This is a genomic window from Pseudomonas abietaniphila, from assembly GCF_900100795.1.
In the GTDB taxonomy this organism is placed as follows: Bacteria; Pseudomonadota; Gammaproteobacteria; order Pseudomonadales; family Pseudomonadaceae; genus Aquipseudomonas; species Aquipseudomonas abietaniphila.
In genome coordinates this window covers 136,691-161,003 of record NZ_FNCO01000007.1, presented here as the reverse complement: position 1 = coordinate 161,003, position 24,313 = coordinate 136,691, and the positions used below count along the sequence as shown (strand labels likewise).

General features: G+C 61.2%; 22 protein-coding genes. 9 read left to right on the top strand and 13 right to left on the bottom strand.

Going from position 1 to position 24,313, the window contains the following annotated elements; all coding sequences use genetic code 11:
- Positions 1–17: 17 nt before the first annotated feature.
- The 5 genes from BLS87_RS15320 to BLS87_RS15300 form a co-directional block, all read right to left on the bottom strand.
- Entirely contained in the window at positions 18–1,016 is a 999-nt protein-coding gene (locus tag BLS87_RS15320; protein ID WP_074753332.1) for a lysylphosphatidylglycerol synthase transmembrane domain-containing protein, read from the bottom strand.
- A complete protein-coding gene (locus tag BLS87_RS15315; RefSeq protein ID WP_074753331.1) occupies positions 1,013–1,765 on the bottom strand; it encodes an SDR family oxidoreductase in 753 nt (250 codons plus the stop codon). Before BLS87_RS15315 ends, BLS87_RS15320 begins: the two co-directional genes overlap by 4 nt.
- Positions 1,762–3,078, bottom strand: a complete 1,317-nt coding sequence (locus BLS87_RS15310) for an FAD-binding oxidoreductase (protein WP_074753330.1) — start codon at positions 3,076–3,078, stop codon at positions 1,762–1,764. The genes BLS87_RS15315 and BLS87_RS15310 overlap by 4 nt, the downstream gene beginning before the upstream one ends.
- The gene (locus BLS87_RS15305) at positions 3,075–4,526 is read right to left on the bottom strand and encodes a UbiA family prenyltransferase (protein ID WP_074753329.1); all 1,452 of its coding nucleotides are present in this window, start codon (positions 4,524–4,526) and stop codon (positions 3,075–3,077) included. The genes BLS87_RS15310 and BLS87_RS15305 overlap by 4 nt, the downstream gene beginning before the upstream one ends.
- Positions 4,527–4,700: 174 nt before the next feature.
- Positions 4,701–4,970: a transmembrane sensor/regulator PpyR gene (locus BLS87_RS15300; protein ID WP_074753328.1), complete on the bottom strand. Its 270-nt coding sequence runs from the start codon at positions 4,968–4,970 to the stop codon at positions 4,701–4,703.
- A gap of 216 nt (positions 4,971–5,186) precedes the next feature.
- Here BLS87_RS15300 and norR point away from each other — a divergent pair, with 216 nt between their 5' ends.
- Positions 5,187–6,746: a nitric oxide reductase transcriptional regulator NorR gene (gene norR / locus BLS87_RS15295; protein WP_074753327.1), complete on the top strand. Its 1,560-nt coding sequence runs from the start codon at positions 5,187–5,189 to the stop codon at positions 6,744–6,746.
- Positions 6,747–6,902: 156 nt separating this feature from the next.
- Here the strand turns inward: norR and BLS87_RS15290 are convergent, their stop codons facing one another.
- Positions 6,903–7,091 carry a hypothetical protein gene (locus tag BLS87_RS15290; protein WP_074753326.1) on the bottom strand — a complete coding sequence of 63 codons (189 nt, stop codon included), beginning with the start codon at positions 7,089–7,091 and terminating at the stop codon, positions 6,903–6,905.
- A 75-nt stretch (positions 7,092–7,166) separates the two neighbouring features.
- Complete coding sequence (locus BLS87_RS15285) at positions 7,167–8,612, bottom strand: MFS transporter (RefSeq protein WP_074753325.1); 1,446 nt, start codon at positions 8,610–8,612, stop codon at positions 7,167–7,169.
- A 115-nt stretch (positions 8,613–8,727) separates the two neighbouring features.
- Between BLS87_RS15285 and BLS87_RS15280 the strand changes: the two genes are divergently transcribed.
- On the top strand, positions 8,728–10,047 hold the full coding sequence (locus BLS87_RS15280; RefSeq protein ID WP_074753324.1) for an Nramp family divalent metal transporter: 1,320 nt from the start codon (positions 8,728–8,730) through the stop codon (positions 10,045–10,047).
- A 187-nt stretch (positions 10,048–10,234) separates the two neighbouring features.
- On the opposite strand, the gene BLS87_RS15275 is transcribed toward BLS87_RS15280, so the two are convergent.
- On the bottom strand, positions 10,235–10,693 hold the full coding sequence (locus tag BLS87_RS15275) for a DUF2214 family protein (RefSeq protein ID WP_074753323.1): 459 nt from the start codon (positions 10,691–10,693) through the stop codon (positions 10,235–10,237).
- Positions 10,694–11,055: 362 nt separating this feature from the next.
- The gene (locus BLS87_RS15270; protein ID WP_074753322.1) at positions 11,056–12,165 is read right to left on the bottom strand and encodes a GNAT family N-acetyltransferase/peptidase C39 family protein; all 1,110 of its coding nucleotides are present in this window, start codon (positions 12,163–12,165) and stop codon (positions 11,056–11,058) included.
- A gap of 90 nt (positions 12,166–12,255) precedes the next feature.
- Between BLS87_RS15270 and BLS87_RS15265 the strand changes: the two genes are divergently transcribed.
- Both BLS87_RS15265 and BLS87_RS15260 read left to right on the top strand, forming a co-directional pair.
- Positions 12,256–13,836, top strand: a complete 1,581-nt coding sequence (locus tag BLS87_RS15265) for a RimK family protein (RefSeq protein ID WP_074753321.1) — start codon at positions 12,256–12,258, stop codon at positions 13,834–13,836.
- A 4-nt stretch (positions 13,837–13,840) separates the two neighbouring features.
- Complete coding sequence (locus BLS87_RS15260; protein WP_074753320.1) at positions 13,841–14,773, top strand: magnesium transporter CorA family protein; 933 nt, start codon at positions 13,841–13,843, stop codon at positions 14,771–14,773.
- A gap of 15 nt (positions 14,774–14,788) precedes the next feature.
- Here the strand turns inward: BLS87_RS15260 and ehuA are convergent, their stop codons facing one another.
- The 4 genes from ehuA to ehuB all read right to left on the bottom strand — a co-directional run bounded on the left by ehuA (position 14,789) and on the right by ehuB (position 17,925).
- Positions 14,789–15,583: an ectoine/hydroxyectoine ABC transporter ATP-binding protein EhuA gene (ehuA, locus tag BLS87_RS15255; RefSeq protein ID WP_074753493.1), complete on the bottom strand. Its 795-nt coding sequence runs from the start codon at positions 15,581–15,583 to the stop codon at positions 14,789–14,791.
- An 86-nt stretch (positions 15,584–15,669) separates the two neighbouring features.
- Positions 15,670–16,329, bottom strand: a complete 660-nt coding sequence (gene ehuD / locus BLS87_RS15250; protein WP_074753319.1) for an ectoine/hydroxyectoine ABC transporter permease subunit EhuD — start codon at positions 16,327–16,329, stop codon at positions 15,670–15,672.
- Positions 16,326–16,985, bottom strand: a complete 660-nt coding sequence (gene ehuC, locus BLS87_RS15245; protein ID WP_074753318.1) for an ectoine/hydroxyectoine ABC transporter permease subunit EhuC — start codon at positions 16,983–16,985, stop codon at positions 16,326–16,328. Before ehuC ends, ehuD begins: the two co-directional genes overlap by 4 nt.
- An 82-nt stretch (positions 16,986–17,067) precedes the next feature.
- On the bottom strand, positions 17,068–17,925 hold the full coding sequence (gene ehuB / locus BLS87_RS15240; RefSeq protein ID WP_074753317.1) for an ectoine/hydroxyectoine ABC transporter substrate-binding protein EhuB: 858 nt from the start codon (positions 17,923–17,925) through the stop codon (positions 17,068–17,070).
- A 316-nt stretch (positions 17,926–18,241) separates the two neighbouring features.
- Here ehuB and ehuR point away from each other — a divergent pair, with 316 nt between their 5' ends.
- From ehuR to doeB, 5 genes are all read left to right on the top strand, one after another.
- The gene (ehuR, locus tag BLS87_RS15235) at positions 18,242–19,636 is read left to right on the top strand and encodes a MocR-like ectoine utilization transcription factor EhuR (protein WP_074753492.1); all 1,395 of its coding nucleotides are present in this window, start codon (positions 18,242–18,244) and stop codon (positions 19,634–19,636) included.
- Positions 19,637–20,100: 464 nt separating this feature from the next.
- Positions 20,101–21,072 carry a hydroxyectoine utilization dehydratase EutB gene (gene eutB, locus BLS87_RS15230; RefSeq protein ID WP_074753316.1) on the top strand — a complete coding sequence of 324 codons (972 nt, stop codon included), beginning with the start codon at positions 20,101–20,103 and terminating at the stop codon, positions 21,070–21,072.
- Positions 21,069–22,061: an ectoine utilization protein EutC gene (gene eutC, locus BLS87_RS15225; RefSeq protein ID WP_074753315.1), complete on the top strand. Its 993-nt coding sequence runs from the start codon at positions 21,069–21,071 to the stop codon at positions 22,059–22,061. Before eutB ends, eutC begins: the two co-directional genes overlap by 4 nt.
- A gap of 48 nt (positions 22,062–22,109) precedes the next feature.
- Entirely contained in the window at positions 22,110–23,300 is a 1,191-nt protein-coding gene (doeA, locus tag BLS87_RS15220; protein ID WP_074753314.1) for an ectoine hydrolase DoeA, read from the top strand.
- A gap of 3 nt (positions 23,301–23,303) precedes the next feature.
- Positions 23,304–24,305 carry a N(2)-acetyl-L-2,4-diaminobutanoate deacetylase DoeB gene (gene doeB / locus BLS87_RS15215; RefSeq protein ID WP_074753313.1) on the top strand — a complete coding sequence of 334 codons (1,002 nt, stop codon included), beginning with the start codon at positions 23,304–23,306 and terminating at the stop codon, positions 24,303–24,305.
- Positions 24,306–24,313: the final 8 nt, after the last annotated feature.

Genomic DNA, 24,313 nt, shown 5'->3' with positions numbered 1-24,313 from the left:
CCTGTCCCTGTCTTAACCTATGAATCGTGTGATTGAAGCGGTTGGCCTTCGGGCGTCTGCTCGCCGTTGAGCCTGAACAACATCAGTGCGCCAATGGCCACGGCGAACCACAGCGTGGCCAGGCGGATCAGCACCGTGGCCGCCACGGCGTCGGCGCTGTTCATGCCTTTCCAGACCAGCAGACCGACCATCACCGCTTCTGCGCCGCCCAGGCCGCCGGGCATGAAACTGACGGCACCGGCCAGCATCGCGAGGGCGTACACGAACACCGCGAAGGTCAGCGGAATGTCGGCGCCCATCCATTTCAGAATCCAGTCGAAGGCTAACGCTTCGGCGCTCCAGGCAATCACGCTGAGGAGCGTCAGGCCGAGCATCAGGCGCAGGCGATGACACTGTTGGGCGTGCAGCAATACTTGCAGCAAGTGCCGCAGCAACCCGATGACCTTTCCGCCCTCGGCCGGCACCCTCAGCGTCAGGCGCTCGAGCAAACGACGCTGCGACAGCACCAGCAAACCGACCATCACCAGTGCGACGCCGACCACGATCATCGGCAGCGCTTCGGGGTACAGCGACAGGCCAAACAGCGTCAGCAGCACCACCGCGAACAGGTCCGACAGTCGCTCGCTGAAAAACGCCGCGAAGCTCTGCGGATACGGCACGCCCCAGCGCTTGAGCAGCACACCGCGCAGGGCCTCGCCGGCCTTGCCGGGGGTGGTGGTCAAGGCGAATCCGGCCAGGTAAATGTTCAGACTCGGGCGCCACGGCATCGGGTGACCAAGTACCTTGAGGTAGGTCTGCCAGCGCACAAAACGCAGGCCGTAGTTGACCGAGGACATGAACAGCGCGATGACGATGCCCACCAGACCGACTTCGCTCACCGCCGCGCCCACCGCGTGCCAACCGCCCCACAGCGAGAAGCCCAGGTAACCCAGCGCGGACCCCACGACCGAGAGCAACACCGCGCGGTAACGCCAGCCGGACAGCTGCAGTCGCTCGTGAGCAGCAGCGGGATTCACAGGTTCAGCCTCTTGAACACCGGTTGCGGGATCGAACGAATGACCAGCATGATCACGCCCCAGAACCCCGGTGCGTAAAGCGTGGGCACTTTGTTGGCGATGCCTTTGACGATCCGTTGCGCAACCTGGGCCGGTTGCGCGAGCAGCGCGGCGGGCAGCGACAGGCCTTGGGTCATCGGTGTGTCGACGAACCCCGGTTTGATCGTGGTGACGTGAACCCCGACCTTGAAAAGGCGCGCCTGCAAGCCTTCGCAATAGGTCGACACGGCGGCCTTGGCGCTGCCATACAGGTAGTTAGAAGGCCGTCCGCGATCGGCGGCCACCGACGAGATAATCGCCAGGCTGCCGCAACGCTGGGTTTCGAACTGCATCGCCAGGCAGGTCAGCAGGGCGATGACCGAGGTGCAATTGTTGGCGAACTCGCGCAGGGCGAGATTGACGTCGCGTTCGCAGGCCTTCTGATCGGGCAGGGTGCCGTGGGCGATCAGGGCAATGTCGATCTGGCCGAGGGCGGTCAGGCATCGCCCCAGCATCAGCGGGTGAGCGTCGATGTCGTTGGCGTCCATTTCGTGCAGGGTCACGTTCTTTGCCCCGCGCGACTTGAGGTCGGCGGCGGTCTGCTGCAGTTTGTCGACGTTGCGCGCCACCAGGAAAAAATCGCTGCCTTCGCTGGCCCACAGACGGGCGCAGGCGCTGGCGATAGCCGAGGTTGCGCCGATGATCAGGACTTTTTTCGATGCGTTTTTCATAACAGTACGCGGCTCCAGAAACGGGACATCAGGGAGGGATCGCGCAGCGCTTCCAGTCGCTCCCAGGCGGGGTACGCCTGACGAAAGTCCGCGCCGCTCATATGGGCATCCTTGGCCGGATACAAGCGGCCTCCCGCCGCCCGGACAATGTCGTCCAGACGCGGGAATACAACGTTTTCCAGGTGTTCGCTCTGCGCAAAGTCCAGCGCCAGTGACGTACCCGGCATCGGGAACGACAACAGGCCCGGTGAACGCATGTCGCCGCAGCGCTTGAGCACGGCCAGAAACGAGCCTTGCCCGGAATCGGCAATCGCCCGCAACAGCTCGCCCATCGCGGCCTCGGCGTTGGCGGTCGGGATCACGCATTGGTACTGCTGGAACCCCCGACGACCGTAGATGCGGTTCCAGTGCAGGATGCGGTCGAGGGGGTAGAAAAACGGCTCGTAGGCGCTGCGGCCTTGAGTACGCTGACTCGGGTGCACGCGCCAATACAGATTGTTGAAGGCACTGAGGGACAGCGAGTTGATCAGCGAAACCGGCGGTGTGATCGGCATGCTCAATTTCGCGCGCTTGCCCACCTCGAGGGAGCCGTAGTGCGCGTGGTCGCCGACGATGAACACCCCACGTCCGGTGTCGGCCCCTTTGGCCAGGCAATCCACCCACGCCACGCTGTATTCGTGTTGGTCGTCGAGCTCGTCGGACAGGCTGAAGAACTCCGCCAGATGGGCGAAGCGCACGGTGGTGGTGTCGATCTGGCTGGCGCGGATTGGCATCAACTGCAGTTGCGCCCAGTGAATGACCCCGGTCAGCCCCAGGCCGCCAATGCTTGCGCAAAACAGCGATGCGTTAACGCTGGGCGAACAGGCCATTTCAGGCTGACCGTGGCGCAACAGCCCGAAGCTGCGGACGTGGCGGCCAAAGGTGCCACGCACGTGATGGTTCTTGCCGTGAACGTCGTTGGCGATGGCGCCGCCCACCGTGGCGAACTGGGTGCCCGGTGTGACGGGCAGAAACCAGCCACGAGGAATGGCCACCGCCAGCACCTCGGCCAGCGTGATGCCGGCCTCGACCTTGAGCACGCCGGTGTCCCAATCCGCCTCGATCAGCCGATCGAGCGAACGCATGTGCAGCACCTGATCGCTGGCCGCCAGACAACTGTCGCCATAGCTGCGGCCATTGCCATAGGGCAGGCTGCTGCTGTGGTCCTCGATGACCCGGTTCAGGTGTGCGGGCAACTCGTCCAGCCAGACGCAACTGTGACCACGTTGCGGACGACGGGGGAAACGCCCCCACGAATACAGCGGTGTGCTCATGCGGCAATCCAGAACATCAGGAGGAATACGGCGCCGATCAACTGGCTGGTGCGGTCGCGAATCGCGAAAACCACCGGGTCTTCATTCATCTGCCCGCGGTGGGTGAGCATCCACACCCGGGTCACCCAGAACAGCAGCAGCGGGCAGGCCAGCCAGATAACGTGAGGCGTTACATACAGGGCAGTGGTCTTGGCGTCCTGGATGTACAGCGCCAGTACCATCACGGCCAGGTAACCCGACGAGGCACCCAGTGAGGCGATCATGTCCAGGTCGCCCGGGTAATAGCCGCGTCCGCGGGCCATGGTGGTGACGTCACGCACCCGCGCATCGCGCAATTCGGCGTAGCGCTTGACCATCGCCAGACTGAGGAAGATGAACATCGAAAACGCGAGGATCCAGAAGGTCAGCGTCAGGTTGAATGCCGCCACCCCGGCGATGATCCGGGAGGTGTACAGCATGGCCAAAACGATCACGTCTACCGCCATCAGGCGTTTGAGTTGGAGGGAATAGGCGAGGGTCAGGGCGTAATACGCCGCCATCACGGCGCTGAACTGCCACGGTAAAAGCAACAGCGCTGCGCCGAATGCCGCGAGCAAGAGCGTGGGCACGGCGATCAGCCCGGCCTTGATCGAGAGGCGACCGCTGGCGAACGGACGATTGCATTTGCTCTTGTGGTGTCGGTCGTCGCACAGGTCCAGCAAGTCATTGAGGATGTAGACGCTGGAGGCGCAGAGGCCGAAGCAGAAGAAGGCAAACACCCCGTCGCGCATCAGGTCGAACTGGGTGAATCGATGGGACGCGAGCAACGGTACGAAGATCAGGGCGTTTTTCAGCCATTGGTGCAAGCGCATCGCCCTGCGCCAGTCGCGCAGGCTCGCCGTGTTGGTGCGCAGGGTCGGCTCGACCTGAGTCATCGCCTTGACCCGCCCTTCGACGCCGGGATCCGGGTTGACCACATAGGCCTGGCGAGACACCTTCCAGATCGGCAAATCATCTTTGGAGTTGCCGATGTAGTCGAACCCGCCTTCGCCATAATGTGCAACTAACAGGTCGCGTTTGTTGCGGCCGGACAAGTTTCGGTTGGCGTTGGACGCCAACACCTGATCAAACAACTGCAAGTGCTCGGCAATACGCTCGGCCAGACTTACGTGGCTGGCCGTGGCGAGCACGATCATCCGGCCGGTGGCTTTTTCGGCAGTGATCAGTTCAATGATCTGCGGATCATAAGGCAGTACGGAAACATCGATCTGTGTCTCCAGGGCCAGGCCTTCCTTGAGCGCAGCCTTGCCCTTGAGCAGCCAGCCCAGCAGCTTGAACACCTTTAACGGCTGGCTTCTGACGAAGGCCATCGCCGTTTCCATGAGCAGATCCGAACGCAGCAGAGTTCCATCCAGATCCACTACCAAAGGTGGAAAAGTCTCTTGAACTCTTCCCTGAATTCTTGCCATGTCGAGTGCTCCGTAGCGAGTCCACTCGACTATAAACAAAAACCTTTTTTCGCAACTTCATTTAAATTAAACGACTTGCCGATACCCGGCGGGCCGTTGGCGTCAGAATAAACGGCGCTGTGCAGGGCTAACTTTTCGCGGTGACAGTTTCACTTTTGAAACACTCGGCGCCGTTTAATTGGCGACCAACTTATGACTGTAAGCGGGTTGAGCCCGGACCTTGCGAAGATTGTGTTGCGACAGCAGGCGCATGACATAACCGATCTTGATGAGGGTCGGGCCAATGATCGTCATGGCGTGCAGACTGACCAACGCGAACAGGTTCAGTTGCAGATCCAGCAGGTAGGCGCCGACGATGCCGGTCAGCAGCATGGCCAGGCCAACCAGCAGGACACGGCTGGACAGGCGCAGTACGTTGGCGGGTTGGAGGAAGAAATCAAACATGACGGTGACTCCTGTTCAGTGAAGGCATGACCATTGCCAATGCCGTTACTCAAGCGGTATCAGGATCCGTGCCAGCTTAATTATTCATTTAATTCATCAGGTTAAGGGAATCGAGTCATAACGACCTCCAAGGCTCGCTGTCGGTTTAACCCACGCGGGTGTCATAATGACCGCATTTTCACGTTCCTGATCTGGATCGCTGCATCTGGAGTGCGCATGACCAATCCCTTGTTGCTGGCGCTTGTCCCTCTGGTGGCCGACCTCTCTCGTGATCTGCCGGATGACGAACGCTACCGCCGTCTGTTGCGCTCGTTGCGTCAGCTGTTGCCGTGTGATGCCGTTGCACTGCTCAAGCTCGAAGACGATGTGTTCGTGCCGCTGTCGGTCGAGGGCTTGAGCCCGGACACGCTGGGGCGCCGTTTCCGTCTGGGCGAACACCCGCGCCTGGACATCATTTCGCAGAACCGAGAGCCGACGCGTTTCTCCACTGACTGCGACTTGCCGGACCCCTATGACGGGCTGGTGGACGGGCTGCACGGGCATCTGGAAGTTCACGATTGTCTGGGCTGTCCTCTGTATGTGCAGGACACATTGTGGGGCTTGATCACACTGGACTCGCTGGACCCCTCCAGTTTTGGCCGCGTGGACCTGGACAATCTGCAGGCGTTCGCCAGTCTGGCGGCGGCCACGGTGATGGCCAGTGAGCGCATCAACCAGTTGGCCCGCAGTTTTGAAGACCAGCGGCAGCTGGCCGAGGTCTACAAGCGGGCGGCGGGCGGGAGAGGGCCACGCGAGCTGATCGGACAAAGCGCGGTGCATAAACGCCTGCAACAAGAAATCCAGCTGGTGGGCAACAGCCCGCTGACCGTGCTGATCACCGGTGAAACGGGCGTCGGCAAAGAATTAGTGGCCGAGGCTATTCATCTGCAATCGCCACGTGCGCAGAAGCCGTTGATCAGTCTTAACTGTGCCGCGCTGCCCGAGATGCTGGTCGAGAGCGAGTTGTTCGGGCATGTCAAAGGCGCGTTTTCGGGCGCTGTGAGTGGGCGAAGCGGCAAATTCGAGCTCGCCGATGGCGGCTCGATCTTCCTCGACGAAGTGGGGGAGTTGCCGCTGCCGGTACAGGCCAAGTTGCTGAGGGTGTTGCAAAGCGGGCAATTGCAGCGCGTCGGTTCCGATCAGGAGCATCACGTTGACGTGCGCATCATCGCCGCGACCAACCGCGACCTCGCCGAAGAAGTCCGCGCCGGGCGTTTCCGTGCCGATCTCTATCACCGCTTGAGCGTGTACCCGCTGGTGGTGCCTCCCTTGCGCGATCGGGGCCGCGACGCCTTGCTGCTGGCCGGTTACTTTCTGGAAGAGAATCGCGCGCGGATGGGGCTGCGCAGCCTGCGCATGAGCCCCGAAGCGCAGAAGGTGCTGCTGGCGTACCCATGGCCGGGCAACGTCCGCGAGCTGGAGCACTTGGTCAGCCGCGCCGTGCTCAAAGCGTTGTCGAGCCACGCTGAAAGGCCGCGAATTCTCACCATCGAACCACCGGCGCTGGGACTGGAAGACGACGTTCAGGTGCCCGCCACCGCGCAACCAACGCTTGCTGGCGCCTTACCGGTGGTCAAGCCGGGAGAAGGGCTGAAGGAAACCGTCGATGCGTTTCAGACAGGGGTGATCAACGATGCGTTGGCCCGCCATCAGGGCAAATGGGCCGAGGTGGCGCGTGAGTTGAACCTGGACCGGGCGAATCTCAGCCGGCTGGCTAAGCGGTTGGGAATTCGCTAGGTAGACAATCTTTAAAACGCAGCAGCAGTGAATGCCATCCGGATACCCTGTGGGCGTGAGCTTGCTCACGAAGCGTAGCGCCAGTCACGATCAACGTGCCTGACCTGCCGAATTCGTGCGCACGCTCACGCCCTCAGGTCTGTTTGTTGGCAACCCTTAACGTTCCGGTCTGGAATGAAAATCCCCTTTCTCCGGCACCATTTCGGTGCCCGGTTCAAAGCCGGTCTCTGGGTTGCAGCCCTCGTCGATCGGGTCGCAGTCTGGCTTCACAGGGTCGGGAACCGTTTCCGGAAAGGCCACGTCCTGCGCATTGACGTCCGGGTTTTCGGGGCGTGAGCCGCTCATGATCTCCTCCAGCCAAAGGTGATAGTGGTTGGAGGAGTCAAGCACATGGATGCCCGGGTCGTGGAATAAAAAGCCTCAGCGGTGGGCAATGTCTTCCAGTGCCAGGTTGCGCGTCCGTGGGCCGAAGGCGCCGATGGTGATGATCACGATCAGCATGCTGACGACGATGAACGTCAGCACGCCGGGCGTGCCGAAGTGGTCGAGGAACATCCCGATCAGCAGGCTGCTGAACACCGTCGAAAGCCGACTGAACGAGTAGCAGAACCCCACGGCGCGGGCGCGGATGTTGGTAGGGAAGAGCTCGCTCTGATACGAGTGGTACGCGAAGCTCAGCCAGGCGTTGCAGAACGTGATCATCACCCCGCAGACAATCAGCCCGGCCGCTGTGCTTTGCTGGGCGAACAGGGTGCCGAAGACCATCGCGCCCAAGGCGGAACCGACGATCTGCCATTTGTTCTCGAAGCGGTTGGCGAACTTCACGAACAGCAGAGGGCCCAGTGGGTAGGCGAGGGTGATGATGAAGGCGTACGCCAGGCTGTGCGTCACGCTCACGCCTTGCCCCGAAAGCAGCGCGGGCAGCCAGTTGCCGAAGCCGAAGAAGCCGATGGCCTGGAACACATGGAACACGATCAGCATCAAGGCGCGGCGGCGATAGGGCGGCTGCCAGATGTCGGCGAATCGGCCTTTGCCTTCGACCGCAACGTTGTGGGTTTCCGGCTCGTCCAACGCCTTGCCGTGATCCTTCACGCAGCGTGCTTCGAGGTCATCCATGATCTTTTCGGCTTCGGCGAAGCGCCCGTGCTGAGCCAGCCAGCGAGGTGACTCGGGCAGCCGCGAGCGCAGCCACCAGATGAACAGCGCGAACACGGCACTGGCCAGCACCACGAAGCGCCAACCGGCGATGCCGAACGGGTCTTGCGGCACCAGCCACCAGGACATCAGCGCCACCGAGGGCACCGACAGAAACTGAATGAAGAAGGCGAACGCGAACGCCGAACTGCGCATGCGTTTAGGCACGAGTTCCGACAGGTAGGCGTCAATCGTCACCAGTTCGATGCCCAGGCCGATGCCCACCAGAAAACGCATGCAGATGATGCCCAGTGCCGAGGTCTGCATGCCCATCAGCACAGTGGCGATGGTGTACCAGATCAACGCGAAGGTGAAAATCGCGCGGCGGCCGAACCGGTCGGCAATCGGGCTGAGCAAGCTGGCGCCGAGGAACAGGCCCAGAAAGGTCGCCGACGCGAAGGCAGCCTGATCGGAGAAACCGAATACGCCTTGCGCACCGGTTGCAAAAAGACCGGCGCGAATCAGACCCGGGCTGATGTAGGCGGTCTGGAACAGGTCGTACAGTTCGAAGAAACCGCCAATGGACAGCAGCGCCACCAGCTTCCAGACCGTTGCCACGGCGGGCAGACGGTCGATGCGGGCGGAAATCAGCGCGGCGCGAACCGGGTCGACGCCATCGGTGGAGGTTTGCGGGGCACCAGAAGTGCCAAAGGTGTGAGACGGGGAGGACATTATTGTTTTCCAGATCCGTGGGACGACGCATGTTAGAGCTTTTACAGAGATTCAAGACAAAACATTTCTGCGAGTTTAAGCTCCGTGGCTGATTAATAGCATTTGCCGGACTCCCGTGAAATACAGACTCCCGACCACCGCAACCGCCCCGTTCTGCCCCTCAGCCGTGACTGACAGCGTGGCCATTCCGGCCAACGCCTCCTTCCTGCGCAAAATGATGCTGTTCGTCGGCCCCGGCCTGCTGATCTCCATCGGCTACATGGACCCTGGCAACTGGGCCACGGCCATCGAGGCGGGCTCGCGCTTTGGCTATGCGCTGCTGTTCGTGGTGGTGCTGGCCAGCCTGTCGGGTATGGTCTTGCAGAACCTGTGTTCGCGGCTGGGCATCGCCACCGGCCGTGACCTCGCCCAACTGTCCGCCGAGCGCTACAGCCACCGGGTCGGGATGGGGCAATGGATTCTGGCCGAACTGTCGATTCTGGCGACCGACCTTGCCGAAGTGCTTGGCGCTGCGCTGGCGTTTCACCTGCTGCTGGGGGTGTCGATCACCACGGGCGTGGCCCTGACCGCGTTCGACACCGTGATCGTGCTCGCGCTTCAAGGCGCCAACTTCCGCCGTCTCGAAGCGATCGTGCTGGGTCTGATCGCGACCATCGCCACCTGCTTCTTTATCGAGCTGGTACTGATCAAACCGTTCTGGCCGGACGTCGTTGCCGGGCTGAAACCGTCATGGGATGTGCTGAGCCATCAGGAGCCGCTGTACATCGCCATCGGTATTTTGGGCGCCACTGTCATGCCGCATAACCTGTACCTGCACTCATCGGTGGTGCAGACCCGGGTCAACGGCACCTCCGTGGAGAGCAAGGCCAGCGCAATTCGCTACGCGCGGGTCGACACGATCGCCTCGTTGAGCATGGCGTTGGTGATCAACGCCGCGATCCTGATCCTCGCCGCTGCCGCGTTCCACGGCACCGGTCATGCCGATGTGGTGGAAATCCAGGACGCTTACCACCTGCTCGACCCGTTGGTGGGCGGCGCACTCGCCAGCGTGCTGTTTGGTGTTGCGTTGCTGGCGGCGGGACAGAGCTCGACGTTTACCGGCACCATCGCCGGTCAGGTCGTGCTCGAAGGTTTCCTCAATGCCAAGATCCCCTGCTGGCAGCGCCGCCTGATCACCCGTGGACTGGCGTTGATTCCGGCGCTGATTGGCGTCATCTGGTTCGGTGACGGCGCGGTGGGCAAGATGCTGGTGCTCAGTCAGGTCGTGCTCAGCCTGCAACTGCCGTTTGCGCTCTGGCCCTTGATTCGCTTCACCAGCGACAAACAACTGATGGGCCCGTTCGCCAACAACGCCCTGACCAAGACACTGGCCTGGGGGTTGTTCGGCTTGATCTCGGCGGCGAACCTGGCGTTGATGTTTTTCTGGGTGAGCTGATCGTTCTCACGCTCACCCAGGCACAGACAGCAATCTGTCGATCAGCGTGCTTTGTGTTGATGGTTCCCACGCTCTGCGTGGTAACCCCGATCCGGACGCTCCGCGTCCCCGGCGGATTGACGCAGAGCGTCAGGGGCTGCATGCCCACGCGGAGCGTGGGCACGATCAAAAAGAGTGTGCCCGACCGTCAACTCAACAATATCCCCCGCGCCATCCCCGTCGCCGCGATGACGATGATCACCATCAATGCCGCTTCCATGTGGCTGATCCGCGCGAAACGCCGTGAGCGGGAGGTGTCGATGGGCTGGTTTCGCTTGAACGCGATGCGCCATTTGATCAGGGCGAACATCGGCACGATTTCCAGCGCGAGAATCGCGATGAATGCCGTCATTTTCAGGTGAAACAGCGGCTGATGCAGGTAATAGAACGAGCCTTTTTCCAGCCCGCCAAACGCCCGAAATGCGCCTGTGATCAGCAGTAGCCCGGCCGATACGCCCCAAATGTTGTCAACCACAAACACATCGCGAAAAGAGCGCGGGTCGTCGGTGCGCAGCCGCCGCAGCGCCCGCCCTCGCGCCAGAACCGCCGCCAACGCAAAGCCGAAAGCCAGCAAGTGCAACGCAGCCACAACCCATTTTATGAGCATGGTTCAACTCCCCCGAGCGATGTCTAAAGCAAGCGTCAACAGAGCAAGCGTAGCGGGTGATTGGCGTTATGCCTTGTTGCACAGCTCACGACGTCGTTATTGAAAGGGTCCGATGCAAATCGTTGTCATCTGTCATGTTTGTCGTGACTTCGGTTACGGTTGGGGTGCACGAAGTCGAAGTAAAAAGCGGAAATGCCAAACACCGATATTGCAGAAACAATAATCAGACCGATGACTGAGTGATCCACGTTGATCATCCATCAAGACGCCCGCAGGCAGAAACGCTATTGATCCCGTTAATGCGCTACGTCGCAATGAATACGACGATCTCTTTACGCGGACGATGAAACGCATGACGCGACTTATACAACGGTGGCGTCCGGCGGATATAAAACCACCGCAGCGCGAAGTTTGTCTGCACCGAAACAACTCATGCCCACGAACGCTTGATGGCTGACCGGCATGTATTGGCAATCCATCGCTCGACGTTGCTGACTGTGATCGACATCCGGGTCATGTAAGTACACGAAGTCTGCGTCGCAACCGGCGACCAGCACCCAGTGCGGGGCCTTGGAGCGGGTCAGCCGATAGCTGCTGATCAGGACCAGCGCGAGCGCATGGCTGGCTTGCAGGTGATCCAGGTTGAGTGCAGCGCTGCCCAAATGGCGCACTCGGCTGTCAGCCAGTTCGCGACTGAACTCCTCGTGCACCAGGCGCATGACCTCGCGTTTTTCCTCGCTGCGCACGCCTGCCAGAAACAGCGGGCCTCTGACCGACACCTGAAGCCCGACCTCGAAGCCGCGCCGCAACGCCGCCAATGCCAGGCCTTGTGGGCTGCAACCGCCATGGCCTGACGTCATGAACACCGTGGTCGCCTCTCGCCAGAGCTGCACCTCCTCGTGGCGCTGCATGGAACGCTCTGGCTGCAAGGCCTTCATGGCCATCAGCAGGCACGCGGGGCCACAACTAAAATCAAGCGTCTGCGCGTAGTAGGGCACTTGTCGGGGAACGCTCACGGCGAAATCGCGGATGCGCTTTTCGTAGCGCAGCGCCGGCGCATGGTCCGCGTAGTAGTCGTCGATGTGATCGAACAGGCGATAGCCGTTGCGCTCATACAGGCGGATCGCCGAGGGGTTATCCGGCCGCACTTCAAGGCGCAGGTAAGCGCACTCGCGACTCACCGCGCACTGCTCGGCCCGCTCAAGCAACTGCTGGCCGAGTCGCTGGCCGCGCGCGCGTTCACTGATGGCGAGGGAGTAAAGCCGGCCCAGCGAGGTGCCGCGATGAAACAGGACCAGCGCGTAACCCGCCAGATGATGATCGGCCTCGGCCACCAACAGGCAAGCGTTGGCACGACTGACCATCCACTGAAAGTTGCGCGCATTCAAGCGATCCGTTTCAAAACATTGATTTTCCAAGGCCAACAGTTCATCCACATCGGACAGTTGGGCCAGGCGATATATAAAGTTCATGTCGGCGACCGTAAAGAGTGAGTAACGAAACGGGACATTTCTACAAAGCCATGTTTTATAGAAAGGACTTGTTTCCCGAAGGATCCACTCATGAATGCGGTGCCGGTGAAGACCGAAGTATTAACACACGCTCAACGTTCAGCAACTTTTAATATTGAATCGCTGCGTGCCGTCACTGGCCAGAGTCAGTTGCTCATTGTGGTGGAGCGTCTTGAGGACTGGTCCTCCTACTTGCCCAGCGAAGACCTCATCACGGCGCAGGACTACCTCGAAAACCCCGTGCAAGGCACCGCTGGCAAACGGGTCCAGGTGATCAATCTGTGTCGCAGCTATCGCTACCTGGGGCATGGTTATTACTGTTCGTTACTGGCCGAAGCGCGGGGGCACAACGTCATTCCGTCGGTGAAGACCATCAGCGAGCTGACGCGTAAATCCCTGTACAGCCTGTCGCTGGATGATCTTGATAAACGTCTGGAGCACACGCTACGCGACCACCCCTACGATGACACTGAAGGTTTCACCCTGACCCTTTACTTCGGGCAGACCGATCTTGTGCCGTTGCAGGACCTGGCCAGGCAAGTGTTCGAAGCCTTTCCCGCACCGATTCTGCTGGTGGAATTTCGCAAGCGCGACAGCTGGCACATCACAGGGATCAAGACGGGGTCCATGACCCGCTTGCGTGATCATCAGCAGGACCAGTTCGCCCAATCGCTGGACAGCTTCAGCCGCAAGATCTGGCGCCAGCCCCGTTCGCGCCGCACGTTCCGCTATGACCTGGCGATCCTGCACGACCCGCAGGAGGTATTGCCGCCCTCCAACCAAAAAGCCCTGGAGAGCTTCATCCGCGTTGGCCAGCAACTGGGCGTCGACGTCGAGCTGATCGAGAAAAAGGACTACGCCAGGCTCGCCGAGTACGACGCATTGCTGATTCGTGAAACCACCAGCGTCGATAACCACACCTACCGGTTTGCCAAAAAAGCCGAAAGCGAGGGCCTGGTGGTGATGGACGATCCGGCCTCGATCCTGCGCTGCACCAACAAGGTGTATTTGACCGACCTGCTCAAGCGTCACGACCTGGGCATGCCCGCCACGGAGGTGCTGTACAAGGAACGACCCGATGAACTGGAGCAGGTGGCCCGCCGCCTGGGGTTTCCGCTGGTGCTGAAAATCCCCGACGGCTGTTTCTCCAAAGGGGTTATCAAGGTGCAGAACGCTCAGGAGATGCAGGAGGCGGCGAGCACGTTGTTCGAGCACTCGGTCTTGTTGCTGGCGCAAGAGTACCTGTACACCGAATATGACTGGCGGATCGGGGTGCTGAACCGCAAACCGATTTTTGCCTGTCAGTACTTCATGTCCAAAGGGCACTGGCAGATCTACAACCACAAGGCCACCGCCACTGACATCAATGGCGAATGCCGTACGCTCGCCATTCACGATGCGCCAAAAGCGGTGGTGGATCTGGCGGTCAGGACCGCCAACCTCATCGGCGACGGCCTCTACGGCGTCGACCTCAAGCAGTCGGGCGAACGGGTGGTGGTGATCGAGGTCAACGACAACCCCAACCTGGACGCGGGCATCGAAGACGCCTGGCTGCAGGACGATCTTTACGTTCTGGTCCTCGAAGAGTTCATACGCCGACTGGACGTCAAGCGTCGCGGTCTGGCGAGCTGAGGCCTTGATCAAGCACCACCGCCTCGAGGCGGGCACCTTGCGCGAGTGCACTGAACAGGACGCGAGCGTGCTTTGGTTCAGTCATCCCGACCCGGCCGAGAAGGCGATGCTGCTGGAGCGCTTTCATCTCGATGATCACGCGCTGGCGTCGGCACTGGACCCTGACGAGGTCTCGCGCATCGAGTTTCATCCCAACGCGCTGTTCATGATCTGGAAGCGCCCGGAAAACTATTCGGGCCAGGACAGCTTCTGTTTCGACGTGTCCTCGTTCGGGCTGTTACTGACTCAGGAGCAGATGGTGTTGATCTGCGCGGATGACAAGCAGATCAGCGATCTGGCGCATTCGCGTCCCATGAGTGAGCCGCTGGATGTCGTGCTCGAAGTGCTGTTTCACAACATCCACCATTACTTGGGGCACCTGAAGGTCATCAAGATGATTGCCCGTGAACTGCAACAGCAGTTCAATGCCTCGATGGACAGCCGCCATCTGGTGCAGATGTTCAACCTCAGCGAAAGCCTGGTCTATTACATCAACGCCATCGACAGCAACGGCTCGGTGCTGACCCGGCTGCGCAATCATGCCCACAAGCATCAGTTTTCCAGCGACAGGTTGAGCCTGATCGAGGACATGATCATCGAGAACGAGCAGTGCCATAAGCAGGCGAAGATCTACTCGACGGTTTTCGCCAGCCTCATGGACGCCCGCGGCAATCTGGTGAACAACAACACCAACAACCTGTTGCGCAAGCTGACGTTGATCAACGTGGTCTTCCTGCCATTGAACCTGTTGGCGGGCATCGGCGGGATGTCGGAATACAGCATGATGACCACGCCGATTCCTTGGTGGATCAGCTACCCGGCCTTGCTGCTGGGCATGGCCGGGCTGGGCGTGGCGATGGTGGTGGTACTCAAGCGCATGGCGAACAGCAAGGCTTGAGCGTGCGGCTTGCGCTCAGTTCGCCTCTTTGACGGCGCTCAGAAATGCACAGGTGCGTTCCTGTTGCGGGTTCTCGAATATCTGCGACGGCGAACCCTGCTCGTGAATCTGGCCCTTGTAGAAGAAACACACGCGGTCGGCAAACTCCCGTGCAAACCCCATCTGGTGGGTGACCATCAGCATGGTCAGCTTGTGTTCGGCGCCGAGCTTGCGAATTACGTTGAGCACTTCACCGCAGAGTTCGGGGTCGAGCGCCGAGGTCACTTCGTCGAACAGCATCACCTTGGGGCGCATGGCCAATGCGCGCGCGATGGCGACGCGCTGTTGCTGACCGCCGGAAAGCTGCGAAGGATAGTGCTCGAGCTTGGCGCCCAGGCCGACCAGTTCCAGCAGGTCGGCGGCACGTTCGCGGGCTTGCTTGGCATTCATGCCCAGCACATGCACTGGCGCTTCGATGACATTCTGCAGCGCGGTCATGTGCGGGAACAGGTTGAAGCTCTGGAACACCATGCCGATCTTGCCGCGCACTTTACGAATGTGGCGGTCATTGGCCGGGACCAGCAGCCCGCCACGACCCGGCATGTGGGTCAGGGATTCGCCATCGACGTAAATCTGCCCTTCGTCGATGCCTTCGAGTGTCATCAGCACCCGCAGCAGGGTGGATTTACCTGAGCCGCTGGGGCCGATGATCGCGACTTTCTCGCCGGGCGCGACGTCCAGGTTGAGGTTGTCGAGCACGGTGAAGTTGCCGTAACGCTTGGTCACGTCCTTGAAACTCACCAGAGGCTGGGCCGCGTCGGACAGGGGCATGGCGTGGGCCTCATGTGGGTGCGCGATCGGCGAGCGCTGTTGACGTTGCGCAAAGGCAGCCGATGCGTTGGATACGGTAGAAGTCATTAGCGTAGCTCCAGGCGCCATTCGAGGCGCCGTACCAGATAGGCCAGAACGATACTCAAAGCCAGGAAGAACAGGCCGACCATGGTGATCGGCTCCAGATAACGGAAGCTTTCCGACCCGATGTTTTTCGCCTGCTGCATGATCTCTACCACCGTGATGGCGGACAGTACCGGGGTGTCCTTGAGCATGGCGATCAGGTAGTTGCCCAGTGGCGGCAGAATCGGCCGGAACGCCTGGGGCAGGATGATGTTGCGGTAGGCGATGTAGGGCGTCATGTTCAACGCGGTAACCGCTTCCCACTGGGCGCGGGGGACGGCGTCCAGACCGCTGCGATAGACCTCGGCGATGTAGCAGGCGTAATGCACGCCGATGCCGATGATCCCCACTTGCATGGCGCTCATGCTGACGCCGTAGTTGGGCAGCACGTAATACAGGAAGTACACCTGAATCAGCAGCGGCGTGCTGCGAATGAACTCGATCACCAGCGTCGTCGGCCAGGACAGCCAGTAGCGCTTGCTGCGACGTCCGATGGCCAGGAACAGACCGAGCACGACGGCGATCAGGAAGCCGATCAGGGTGATGCCCAGCGTGTTGAGGGAGGCGCGCAGCAACTGGGGAAGGATCTGCAGCGCGTACTGCCAGTCGAAAAAGTTGTTCATGACAGCCCTCCGCGCATCCGGCCACGGCTCAGGCGGCGTTCGAAGCGACGCATGGCGAAGTTGATCACCTGCGCCAGAACGAAATACATGATCAGCGCCAGGGTGAAAATCTTCAGGGTTTCGAAGGTGGCCTGATCGAGCTGGCGAGCACGAAAGCTCAGGTCCGACAGGGTGATCAGTGACACCAGCGAGGTGTTCTTCAGTAGCTCGATCAGCAAGTTGGTGCCCGGGGGAATTGCCGCCAGCAGGGCTTGCGGAAGGATGATCCGGCGAAAGCGCGTGAACGCGGTGAAGTTCAGCGCCACCGAGGCCTCGTACTGACCTTTGGCGACCGAGCTGATGGCGCCGCGCATGACCTCGGCCCCGTAAGCGCCGATGTGCAGCCCCAGGCCGACGATCGCGACCGCGAACGGGCTCATCTCGACATTGAAAGGCGGGAGGGGCAGCACGAAGAACAGCCAGAACAGCTGCACCAGCAGCGACGTACCGCGAAACAGTTCGATGTACGCGATGGAAAACCAGCGCACCGGCAGCCAGGGTGACATGCGCCCCAACGCAGCAAGGATCGCGGCGACAATCGCCAGCACCGAGCCGTAAAACGTGACCTGGAGGGTGACCCAGGCGCCCTGTAGCAACAACGGTAGTAATTCGCCCATGGCTCGACCCAACACTCAGGTTAACGCAGGGAATGGGCGCGGTCCGCAGGAGCCGCGCCCGGCGGGGTTCAGCTCGACCGGATCACTGGCCGCACAGCTCGGCGGCGGTCTTGGTCGTGATGTTGTCCTTGTCGAAACCGAACGGAGCCACGGTCTTGAGGTGATCCTCGGTGCCCAGCCATTTCTTCAGCTCGGCATTGACCGCATCGCGCAGGTCCTTGTCTTCCGGGCGGAAGGCCAGGGCGCCATAACCGATGTGTGACGGATCGTCCTTGAAGTCGGTCTCGGCCATCACTTTCTCGCCGCCCTTGCTCGCCAGGCCTTTCATGGTCAGCTGGGTACCGACGGCAGCATCGGCACGACCGGCGCGGACGGCCTGCAACTGCGCCGTGGTGTCCGGTACCTGCAGGATCTGCGAGTCCTTCACGCCGCTGTCGCGGGCATATTGCAGGTTGACGGTGCCTGCCATGATCGCCAGTTTCACGTCAGGATTTTTGGCGATGTCTTCGTAGCTGTGGAGTTTTTTCGGGTTGCCTTTTTCGACCAGCAACGCGTCTGGCAACTGATAGTGCGGGTCGGTGAAGATCACTTGCTTACAGCGGGCCGGGGTGATGTACATCCCCGCAGCAATCACGTCAAAGCGTCCGGCGCGCAGGCCTGGAATCAACGAGCCCCATTCGGTGAGCACGCCATCGACTTTATTGATGCCCATCCTGGCGAAGATGATCTTGGCGATCTCCGGTGATTCGCCGGTGACGTTGCCGTTGGTTTCGGTGTAGGCGAACGGCGATTCGTTGGCATAGCCGATGCGGATGGCGCTGTTGGCCTTGACCGTTTCCAGGGTGGTCGCCGCCTGCGCGCCGGCTGTCATGCCGAGCAACGCACAAGCCACGAACAGGCGACGCAAGGGGAGGGTGACGCTGTGTGCAAAATGGCTCATCGATAAAATCTCCTGTTTCTTGTGGACCCGTTGCAAACGGCTCTGTGTTAGGAGGCAGTGACGCTAAGCGCAAACGTACTGGAGCCGGCGATTGTGTGCCGGTCGTACGGCCAGGCCGTATCAGTACCAGTCGATATGACGTTGTTTGACTGCGTTGATGGCAGTTTTACATCGACCTGTGATTGAGCATACAAAAGGTCTGCCCGTGATGGCATTGCACTAGGACAATTGCCCGCAGCGTATTCTCGGGAGATGCTGTGCCCATGAATCGCAACTCCTCAGTGTGATGGCGTAAATCTAAGGGCAACTGACGATGATGCAGAAATGGCGAGCCGCCGTGGATCAGGCCCGGGGCGGCGAATCCAAATACAAGATTCTGGTGCAGGCCATTGCCAGCGACATTGAGACGGCCGTACTGGTCGACGATCAGCGCCTGCCGCCGCAGCGGCAGGTGGCCGATGCGGTCGGTATCAGCGTGCAGACCGTGACCAATGCCTATAAAGAGCTGGAGCGTCAGGGACTGGTGCGCTGTGAAGTCGGGCGCGGCAGTTTTGTCTCGCGACGCATGAGTGACCGGGTCGCGACGTACATTCTGGACAGCCCCGAGCGGGCGCTGGTTGACTTCTCCACCGCACGGATCATGCACACCCGGGAACATGACCGTTTCTGGCGTGATACCTGCGCCGAATTGAGCACCGAAGAAGACCAGCCGTGGATCCGCGCCTGCAGACCGATTGCCGGGTTCGAATCCCATCGTGAGGCCGCTGCGCACTGGATCGGGCAACAGGGCCTGAACGTCCAGCGTGAAGACATCCTGATCACCAACGGCGCGGCCCACGGCATCTTCCTGGCCCTGGCGTCGCTGGCTGGCCCCGATGACGTGGTGCTCTGTGAAGGCCTCACCGACCATGGCGTGATCGGTGATTCGCAAGTCCTGGGTTTTACGCTCAAAGGCCTGGAAATGGACCGCCACGGCATTGACCCCGAGCATTTCGAGGACATGTGCAGCAACGAACGCATCACGGCACTGGTCTGCACGCCGAACCTGAACAACCCCACCACCAGCCTGATGCCTGACAGCCGCCGTCGAGAGATCGCTGACATTGCCCGGCGTTTCGGCGTGCACATCATCGAAGACGACGTTTACGGGCCCTTGCTCGACGAGGAGCGGGCACCGCCCATCAGCCATTACCTGCCGGAACTGTCGTTCTACTGCACCAGCATGACCAAGTCGATTCTCACCGGCATGCGCATCGGCTTCCTGACCGTGCCCAAACGGCTGGCGCTGCGCACAGAAAGCATCTTGCGGGTGAACAGCTGGATGGCCACGCCGATGATGGCCGAAGTGGCCGCACGCTGGATCCGCGACGGCCGCGCCGACACCTTGCTGCGCCTGCAACGGCGCCTGTTGAACGGGCGGCAGGCGATGGTCAGCGAGTACCTGAGCGAATACATCCAGGGCCAACACCCTAACTCGCTGAACACCTGGCTCGGCATTCCCAAGCATTGGGAGGTGGACAGTCTGGTGCGAACCCTTCGCCAGCGGCACATCGCCGTGGCATCGCCCGACCCGTTTACCGTGCGCGGTGTGCCCCGGGCGCGCGGCATCAGGCTGTGTGTCGGCGCCGAGTGCACCGACGAGGAGATGCGCGATGCGCTGGCCAGCATGCGCGAGATTTTCGGGCAGTACCCGAGCATTCATGAGTTTTAGCCGGCGGTGGGTCAGGCGCATCACGGGTGAATGACCTGCCGCCTTCGTCATCAAGCTGACTCCCACAGGTGATGCAGTGAATCAAAAGGCGCATTTGGCCCAAGGTTTTTGGGGCTTGGTAAGCCAAGTTTTTATCGTGCTCATATCCGTTGTTTTGGGGCGCTCATGGGGTCTGGCTAACGCCAGACCTGTTCCGCCTTCGGCGGGTTACCCCCCGAAGGCGGAACAGTTTGGCCGTTAGGACAAACCAAAACAGCAGCGCCACCCGACATAACGGACATGCACACGATTCAAGACTGGCTTGCCAGGCTCTCACGCCTTTGGCCAGCTTGAAGGCGATCATTCGCAGGTCAGACAGCGATGCGGAATACCAGGCAAGTTTTTCCAGAAAATTGCCCTAGTACATTCATCAGCACAATTTGCGGCTTTTAGACTGCGACCAACACCTCAGTCGGGACGCGGTCATGTCAGGGTTGCAGCTCAACGATGTCTTCCTCGCTCGCCAGCGCATCGCGTCGCAGGTGCGGGTCACGCCCATGGAGCATTCGCCCAGTCTGTCGAGGCGCATGGGCGTTCCGGTTTACCTGAAGCTGGAGTCGCAGCAGATCACCGGCAGCTTCAAGTTGCGTGGCGCGAGCAACGCCATCGCGCAACTGGACACTGAGCAACGCGCCAAAGGCGTGGTCGCCGCATCGACGGGTAATCACGGTCGCGCGCTGGCGTATGCCGCTTCACAACTGAAGGTCAAAGCCACTGTTTGCCTGTCGCACCTCGTGCCGTCGAACAAGGTGCAGGCGATCCGCGATCTCGGCGCCGAGGTCTGCATCGTCGGTCAATCCCAGGATGACGCTCAACGTGAAGCGCAGCGAATGGCTCGCGAACAGGGCGCGGTGCTGCTGCCGCCGTTCGATCACCCCGCAATCATTGCCGGCCAGGGCACTCTCGGTCTGGAAATCATTGAACAACTCCCGGAGGTCGCGCAGGTACTGATTCCGCTGTCCGGTGGCGGCCTGTTCAGTGGTGTTGCCCTCGCACTGAAAGCCGCCAACCCGCACATTCGTCTGCACGGCATCTCCATGCAGCGCGGTGCCGCCATGCACGCCAGTCTTCAGGCCGGTTACCCGGTTGACGTCGAAGAGTTGCCGACCCTCGCCGACTCACTCGGCGGCGGCATTGGCCTGGACAACCGCTTGACCTTTTCCATGACGCGCGCGCTGTGCGATCAGGTTCACCTGCTGGATGAAGCCTCGATCGGCAACGGCATCCGGCACGCCTACTTTCAAGAGCGGCAAGTCGTCGAAGGCGCGGCCGCCGTGGGGATTGCAGCCCTGCTCGATGGCGTGATCGAACCCCGTGGACCCATTGTGGTGGTGGTCAGCGGGCGCAATGTGGACCTCGAACAACACCTGCGTGTACTGGCCGGAGCCAATCAATGAGTGAAGTCACCCTGTTGAGCGAAAGCGATCTGCGCAGCTGCATTGCGCTGGATGTCGCGAGTGTGGACGCCATCGAACACGCGTTTCGTCTGCTCGCCACCGCGGCGGTGGCCATGCCGCCGATCCTGCGTCTGGACATCCCTGAACACAATGGCGAAGTCGATGTGAAGACCGCCTACCTGCCGGGGCTGGAACGCTTCGCGATCAAGGTCAGTCCGGGCTTTTTCGACAACCCCAAGCTCGGTCTGCCGAGCCTGAACGGGATGATGATGCTGCTCTCGGCGCGCACCGGTCTGCTGGACGCGTTGCTGCTGGACAACGGCTATCTCACCGCCGTCAGGACAGCCGCGGCGGGCGCCGTCGCGGCTCGCTGGTTGTCTCGCGAAAACAGCCGCAGCGTGGCGCTGATCGGGGCGGGCGAGCAGGCGGCGTTGCAGTTGCAGGCATTGCGGCTGGTGCGGCCCATCGAAGAAGTCCGCCTTTGGGCGCGGGATGCCGCCAAGGCTGAAGGCTTCGCTGCGCAGTTGGGTGATGAATCCGGCCTGACCATTCGGCTTTGCCAGACCCTTGATGAAGCCATGGACGGCGTCGACATCGCCGTCACCTGCACCCCGAGCCGGGAGCCGCTGATCGAAGCACGCCACCTGCAGCCGGGTTTGCACATCACGGCCATGGGCTCCGATGCTGAACACAAGAACGAAATAGCCCCGCAGGCCCTTGCGCAGGTGGATCGCTACGTCGCCGATCGCCTGAGCCAGACCCGGGTGCTGGGCGAACTGCATCACGCGCTGGCGTCTGGCGCCGTCAGCGATGAGTCGAATTTCGCCGAGCTCGGTCAAGTCATCGCCGGGCACAAGCCGGGCCGCAGTGATGAGCACCAAATCTCCTTGTGCGACCTCACCGGGACCGGCGCTCAGGACACGGCGATCGCCAACCTGGCTTTCGATCGTGCCGTGGAGGCGGGCAAGGGCCTGCGCTTCGGTGGCTGAATTTTCCCCATCCTTTTTATCAGTGCGTCATCTACAGAGGGCATCTGCATGTCTCAGATAGTCGTCAATCTTCCTTTCTCAAGGGATGAATACGCCCAGCGACTGGCCAAGGTGCGCCAGTCGATGCAGGCGCAGGGTATCGAGTTGCTGTTGGTGACCGACCCGTCGAACATGGCCTGGCTGACCGGCTATGACGGGTGGTCGTTCTATGTTCACCAGTGCGTATTGCTGGCGATGGACGGCGAACCGGTGTGGTTCGGCCGTGGTCAGGACGCCAACGGTGCCAAGCGCACGGTCTTCATGCAGCACGACAACATCGTCGGCTACCCGGACTTCTACGTGCAGTCCCGCGAACGCCACCCGATGGATTACCTGTGCCAGGAAGTGCTGGCGCCGCGCGGCTGGTCTGCGTTGAACATCGGTCTGGAAATGGACAATTACTATTTCAGCGCCGCCGCTTATCTGTCGCTGAAAAAACACCTGCCCAGCGCGACGCTGATCGACGCTGTCGGGCTGGTCAACTGGCAGCGCGCAATCAAGTCGCCTCGGGAAATCGAGTACATGCGCATCGCTGCGCGCATCGTCGAAAACATGCACGCGCGCATCTATGAACGCATCGAACCGGGGATGCGCAAGAACGAACTGGTGGCCGAGATCTACAGCACCGGTATCCTCGGCGCCGACGGCTACGGTGGCGATTACCCGGCCATCGTGCCGTTGCTGCCGACTGGCGCCGACGCCAGCGCACCACACCTCACCTGGGACGACACGCCGTTCGAGAAAGGCGCCGGCACCTTCTTCGAGATCGCCGGGTGCTACAAGCGCTATCACTGCCCGTTGTCGCGCACGATCTACCTTGGCACGCCGCCCAAGCGTTTCATCGAAGGTGAAAAAGCCGTCGTGGAAGGCATTGCCGCAGGGCTGGAAGCCGCCAAACCGGGCAACACCACCGGCGACATCGCCAAGGCGTTTTTCGGCGTGCTGGAGAAATTCAACATCCACAAGGACAGCCGTTGCGGTTATCCGATCGGGATCAGTTATCCGCCGGATTGGGGCGAACGCACCATGAGCCTGCGCCCGGGCGACACCAGTGTGTTGCAGCCGGGCATGACCTTCCACTTCATGCCGGGCCTGTGGATGGACGATTGGGGGCTGGAAATCACTGAAAGCATTCTGATCACCGACACCGGCGTCGAAACCCTGTGCAACGTGCCGCGTCAGCTGTTGGTGAAGGACTGATCCATGAATGATTTGACCGACAACCCGATCAGCGCCACCGTCGATTTCGAGCGTGACGGCGTGCAGCACGGCTTTCTCAAGCTGCCGTATTCCCGAGACGACTCGGCGTGGGGCGCGGTGATGATCCCGATCACCGTGATCAAGCGCGGCGCGGGGCCGACCGCGCTGTTGACCGGTGGCAATCACGGCGATGAGTACGAAGGTCCGGTGGCGCTGAGCAAGCTGGCACAACAGCTGAGTGCCGACGAGGTCAGTGGGCGCGTGATCATCGTGCCTTTCATGAACACGCCGGCGTTTCAGGCGGGGAGGCGTACGTCGCCGATCGACAAGGGTAATCTCAATCGCAGTTTTCCTGGCAAGCCGGACGGCACGGTCACGGAAAAGATCGCCGACTATTTTCGGCGGACCCTGCTGCCGCTGGCCGACATCGTACTGGACATCCATTCCGGCGGACGGACGCTGGATTTCCTGCCGTTCGCCGCCTGCCACGTGTTGCCGGATAAGCACCAGCAGGCACAGTGCGAAGCGGGTATGCGCGCGTTCAATGCGCCTTACAGCATGCGCATGCTGGAGCTTGACGCAGGCGCGATGTACGACACGGCCGCCGAACAACAGGGCAAGGTGTTCGTGACCACCGAGCTCGGTGGCGGCGGTTCGTCCAGTGCCCGCAGCGTGGCGATTGCCGAGCGTGGGGTGCATAACCTGCTGGTGCATGCGGGGATTGTCGAGGGCGACATCGCGCTGCGCCCGACCGTGATGCTCGACATGCCCGACGGCGACTGCTTCATGGCAAGTGAACATGACGGCTTGCTGGAAATGTGCCGCGATCTGGGTGAGGAGGTGAGCAAGGGGGAGGTGATCGCGCGGGTGCATGACATCAAGCGCACCGGGGCGGCACCTGTGGAGTACCGGGCCCGTCGCAGCGGCCTGCTCGCCGCCCGGCATTTTCCGGGGCTGGTGCAGTGCGGGGATACGCTGGCAGTGGTGGCTGAGACAGTGGGCTAGGGCAGACA

What these genes read in the sequence shown, in the direction of transcription:
- BLS87_RS15310 (WP_074753330.1), bottom strand. Translation starts at nt 3,078, where the DNA reads ATGAGCACACCGCTGTATTCGTGGGGGCGTTTCCCCCGTCGTCCGCAA.
- doeB (WP_074753313.1), top strand. Translation starts at nt 23,304, where the DNA reads ATGAATGATTTGACCGACAACCCGATCAGCGCCACCGTCGATTTCGAG.
- ehuR (WP_074753492.1), top strand. Translation starts at nt 18,242, where the DNA reads ATGCAGAAATGGCGAGCCGCCGTGGATCAGGCCCGGGGCGGCGAATCC.
- BLS87_RS15290 (WP_074753326.1), bottom strand. Translation starts at nt 7,091, where the DNA reads ATGAGCGGCTCACGCCCCGAAAACCCGGACGTCAATGCGCAGGACGTG.
- BLS87_RS15305 (WP_074753329.1), bottom strand. Translation starts at nt 4,526, where the DNA reads ATGGCAAGAATTCAGGGAAGAGTTCAAGAGACTTTTCCACCTTTGGTA.
- BLS87_RS15265 (WP_074753321.1), top strand. Translation starts at nt 12,256, where the DNA reads ATGAATGCGGTGCCGGTGAAGACCGAAGTATTAACACACGCTCAACGT.
- ehuA (WP_074753493.1), bottom strand. Translation starts at nt 15,583, where the DNA reads ATGCCCCTGTCCGACGCGGCCCAGCCTCTGGTGAGTTTCAAGGACGTG.
- BLS87_RS15285 (WP_074753325.1), bottom strand. Translation starts at nt 8,612, where the DNA reads ATGTCCTCCCCGTCTCACACCTTTGGCACTTCTGGTGCCCCGCAAACC.
- BLS87_RS15270 (WP_074753322.1), bottom strand. Translation starts at nt 12,165, where the DNA reads ATGAACTTTATATATCGCCTGGCCCAACTGTCCGATGTGGATGAACTG.
- BLS87_RS15300 (WP_074753328.1), bottom strand. Translation starts at nt 4,970, where the DNA reads ATGTTTGATTTCTTCCTCCAACCCGCCAACGTACTGCGCCTGTCCAGC.
- eutC (WP_074753315.1), top strand. Translation starts at nt 21,069, where the DNA reads ATGAGTGAAGTCACCCTGTTGAGCGAAAGCGATCTGCGCAGCTGCATT.
- ehuB (WP_074753317.1), bottom strand. Translation starts at nt 17,925, where the DNA reads ATGAGCCATTTTGCACACAGCGTCACCCTCCCCTTGCGTCGCCTGTTC.
- ehuD (WP_074753319.1), bottom strand. Translation starts at nt 16,329, where the DNA reads ATGAACAACTTTTTCGACTGGCAGTACGCGCTGCAGATCCTTCCCCAG.
- norR (WP_074753327.1), top strand. Translation starts at nt 5,187, where the DNA reads ATGACCAATCCCTTGTTGCTGGCGCTTGTCCCTCTGGTGGCCGACCTC.
- BLS87_RS15315 (WP_074753331.1), bottom strand. Translation starts at nt 1,765, where the DNA reads ATGAAAAACGCATCGAAAAAAGTCCTGATCATCGGCGCAACCTCGGCT.
- BLS87_RS15275 (WP_074753323.1), bottom strand. Translation starts at nt 10,693, where the DNA reads ATGCTCATAAAATGGGTTGTGGCTGCGTTGCACTTGCTGGCTTTCGGC.
- ehuC (WP_074753318.1), bottom strand. Translation starts at nt 16,985, where the DNA reads ATGGGCGAATTACTACCGTTGTTGCTACAGGGCGCCTGGGTCACCCTC.
- doeA (WP_074753314.1), top strand. Translation starts at nt 22,110, where the DNA reads ATGTCTCAGATAGTCGTCAATCTTCCTTTCTCAAGGGATGAATACGCC.
- eutB (WP_074753316.1), top strand. Translation starts at nt 20,101, where the DNA reads ATGTCAGGGTTGCAGCTCAACGATGTCTTCCTCGCTCGCCAGCGCATC.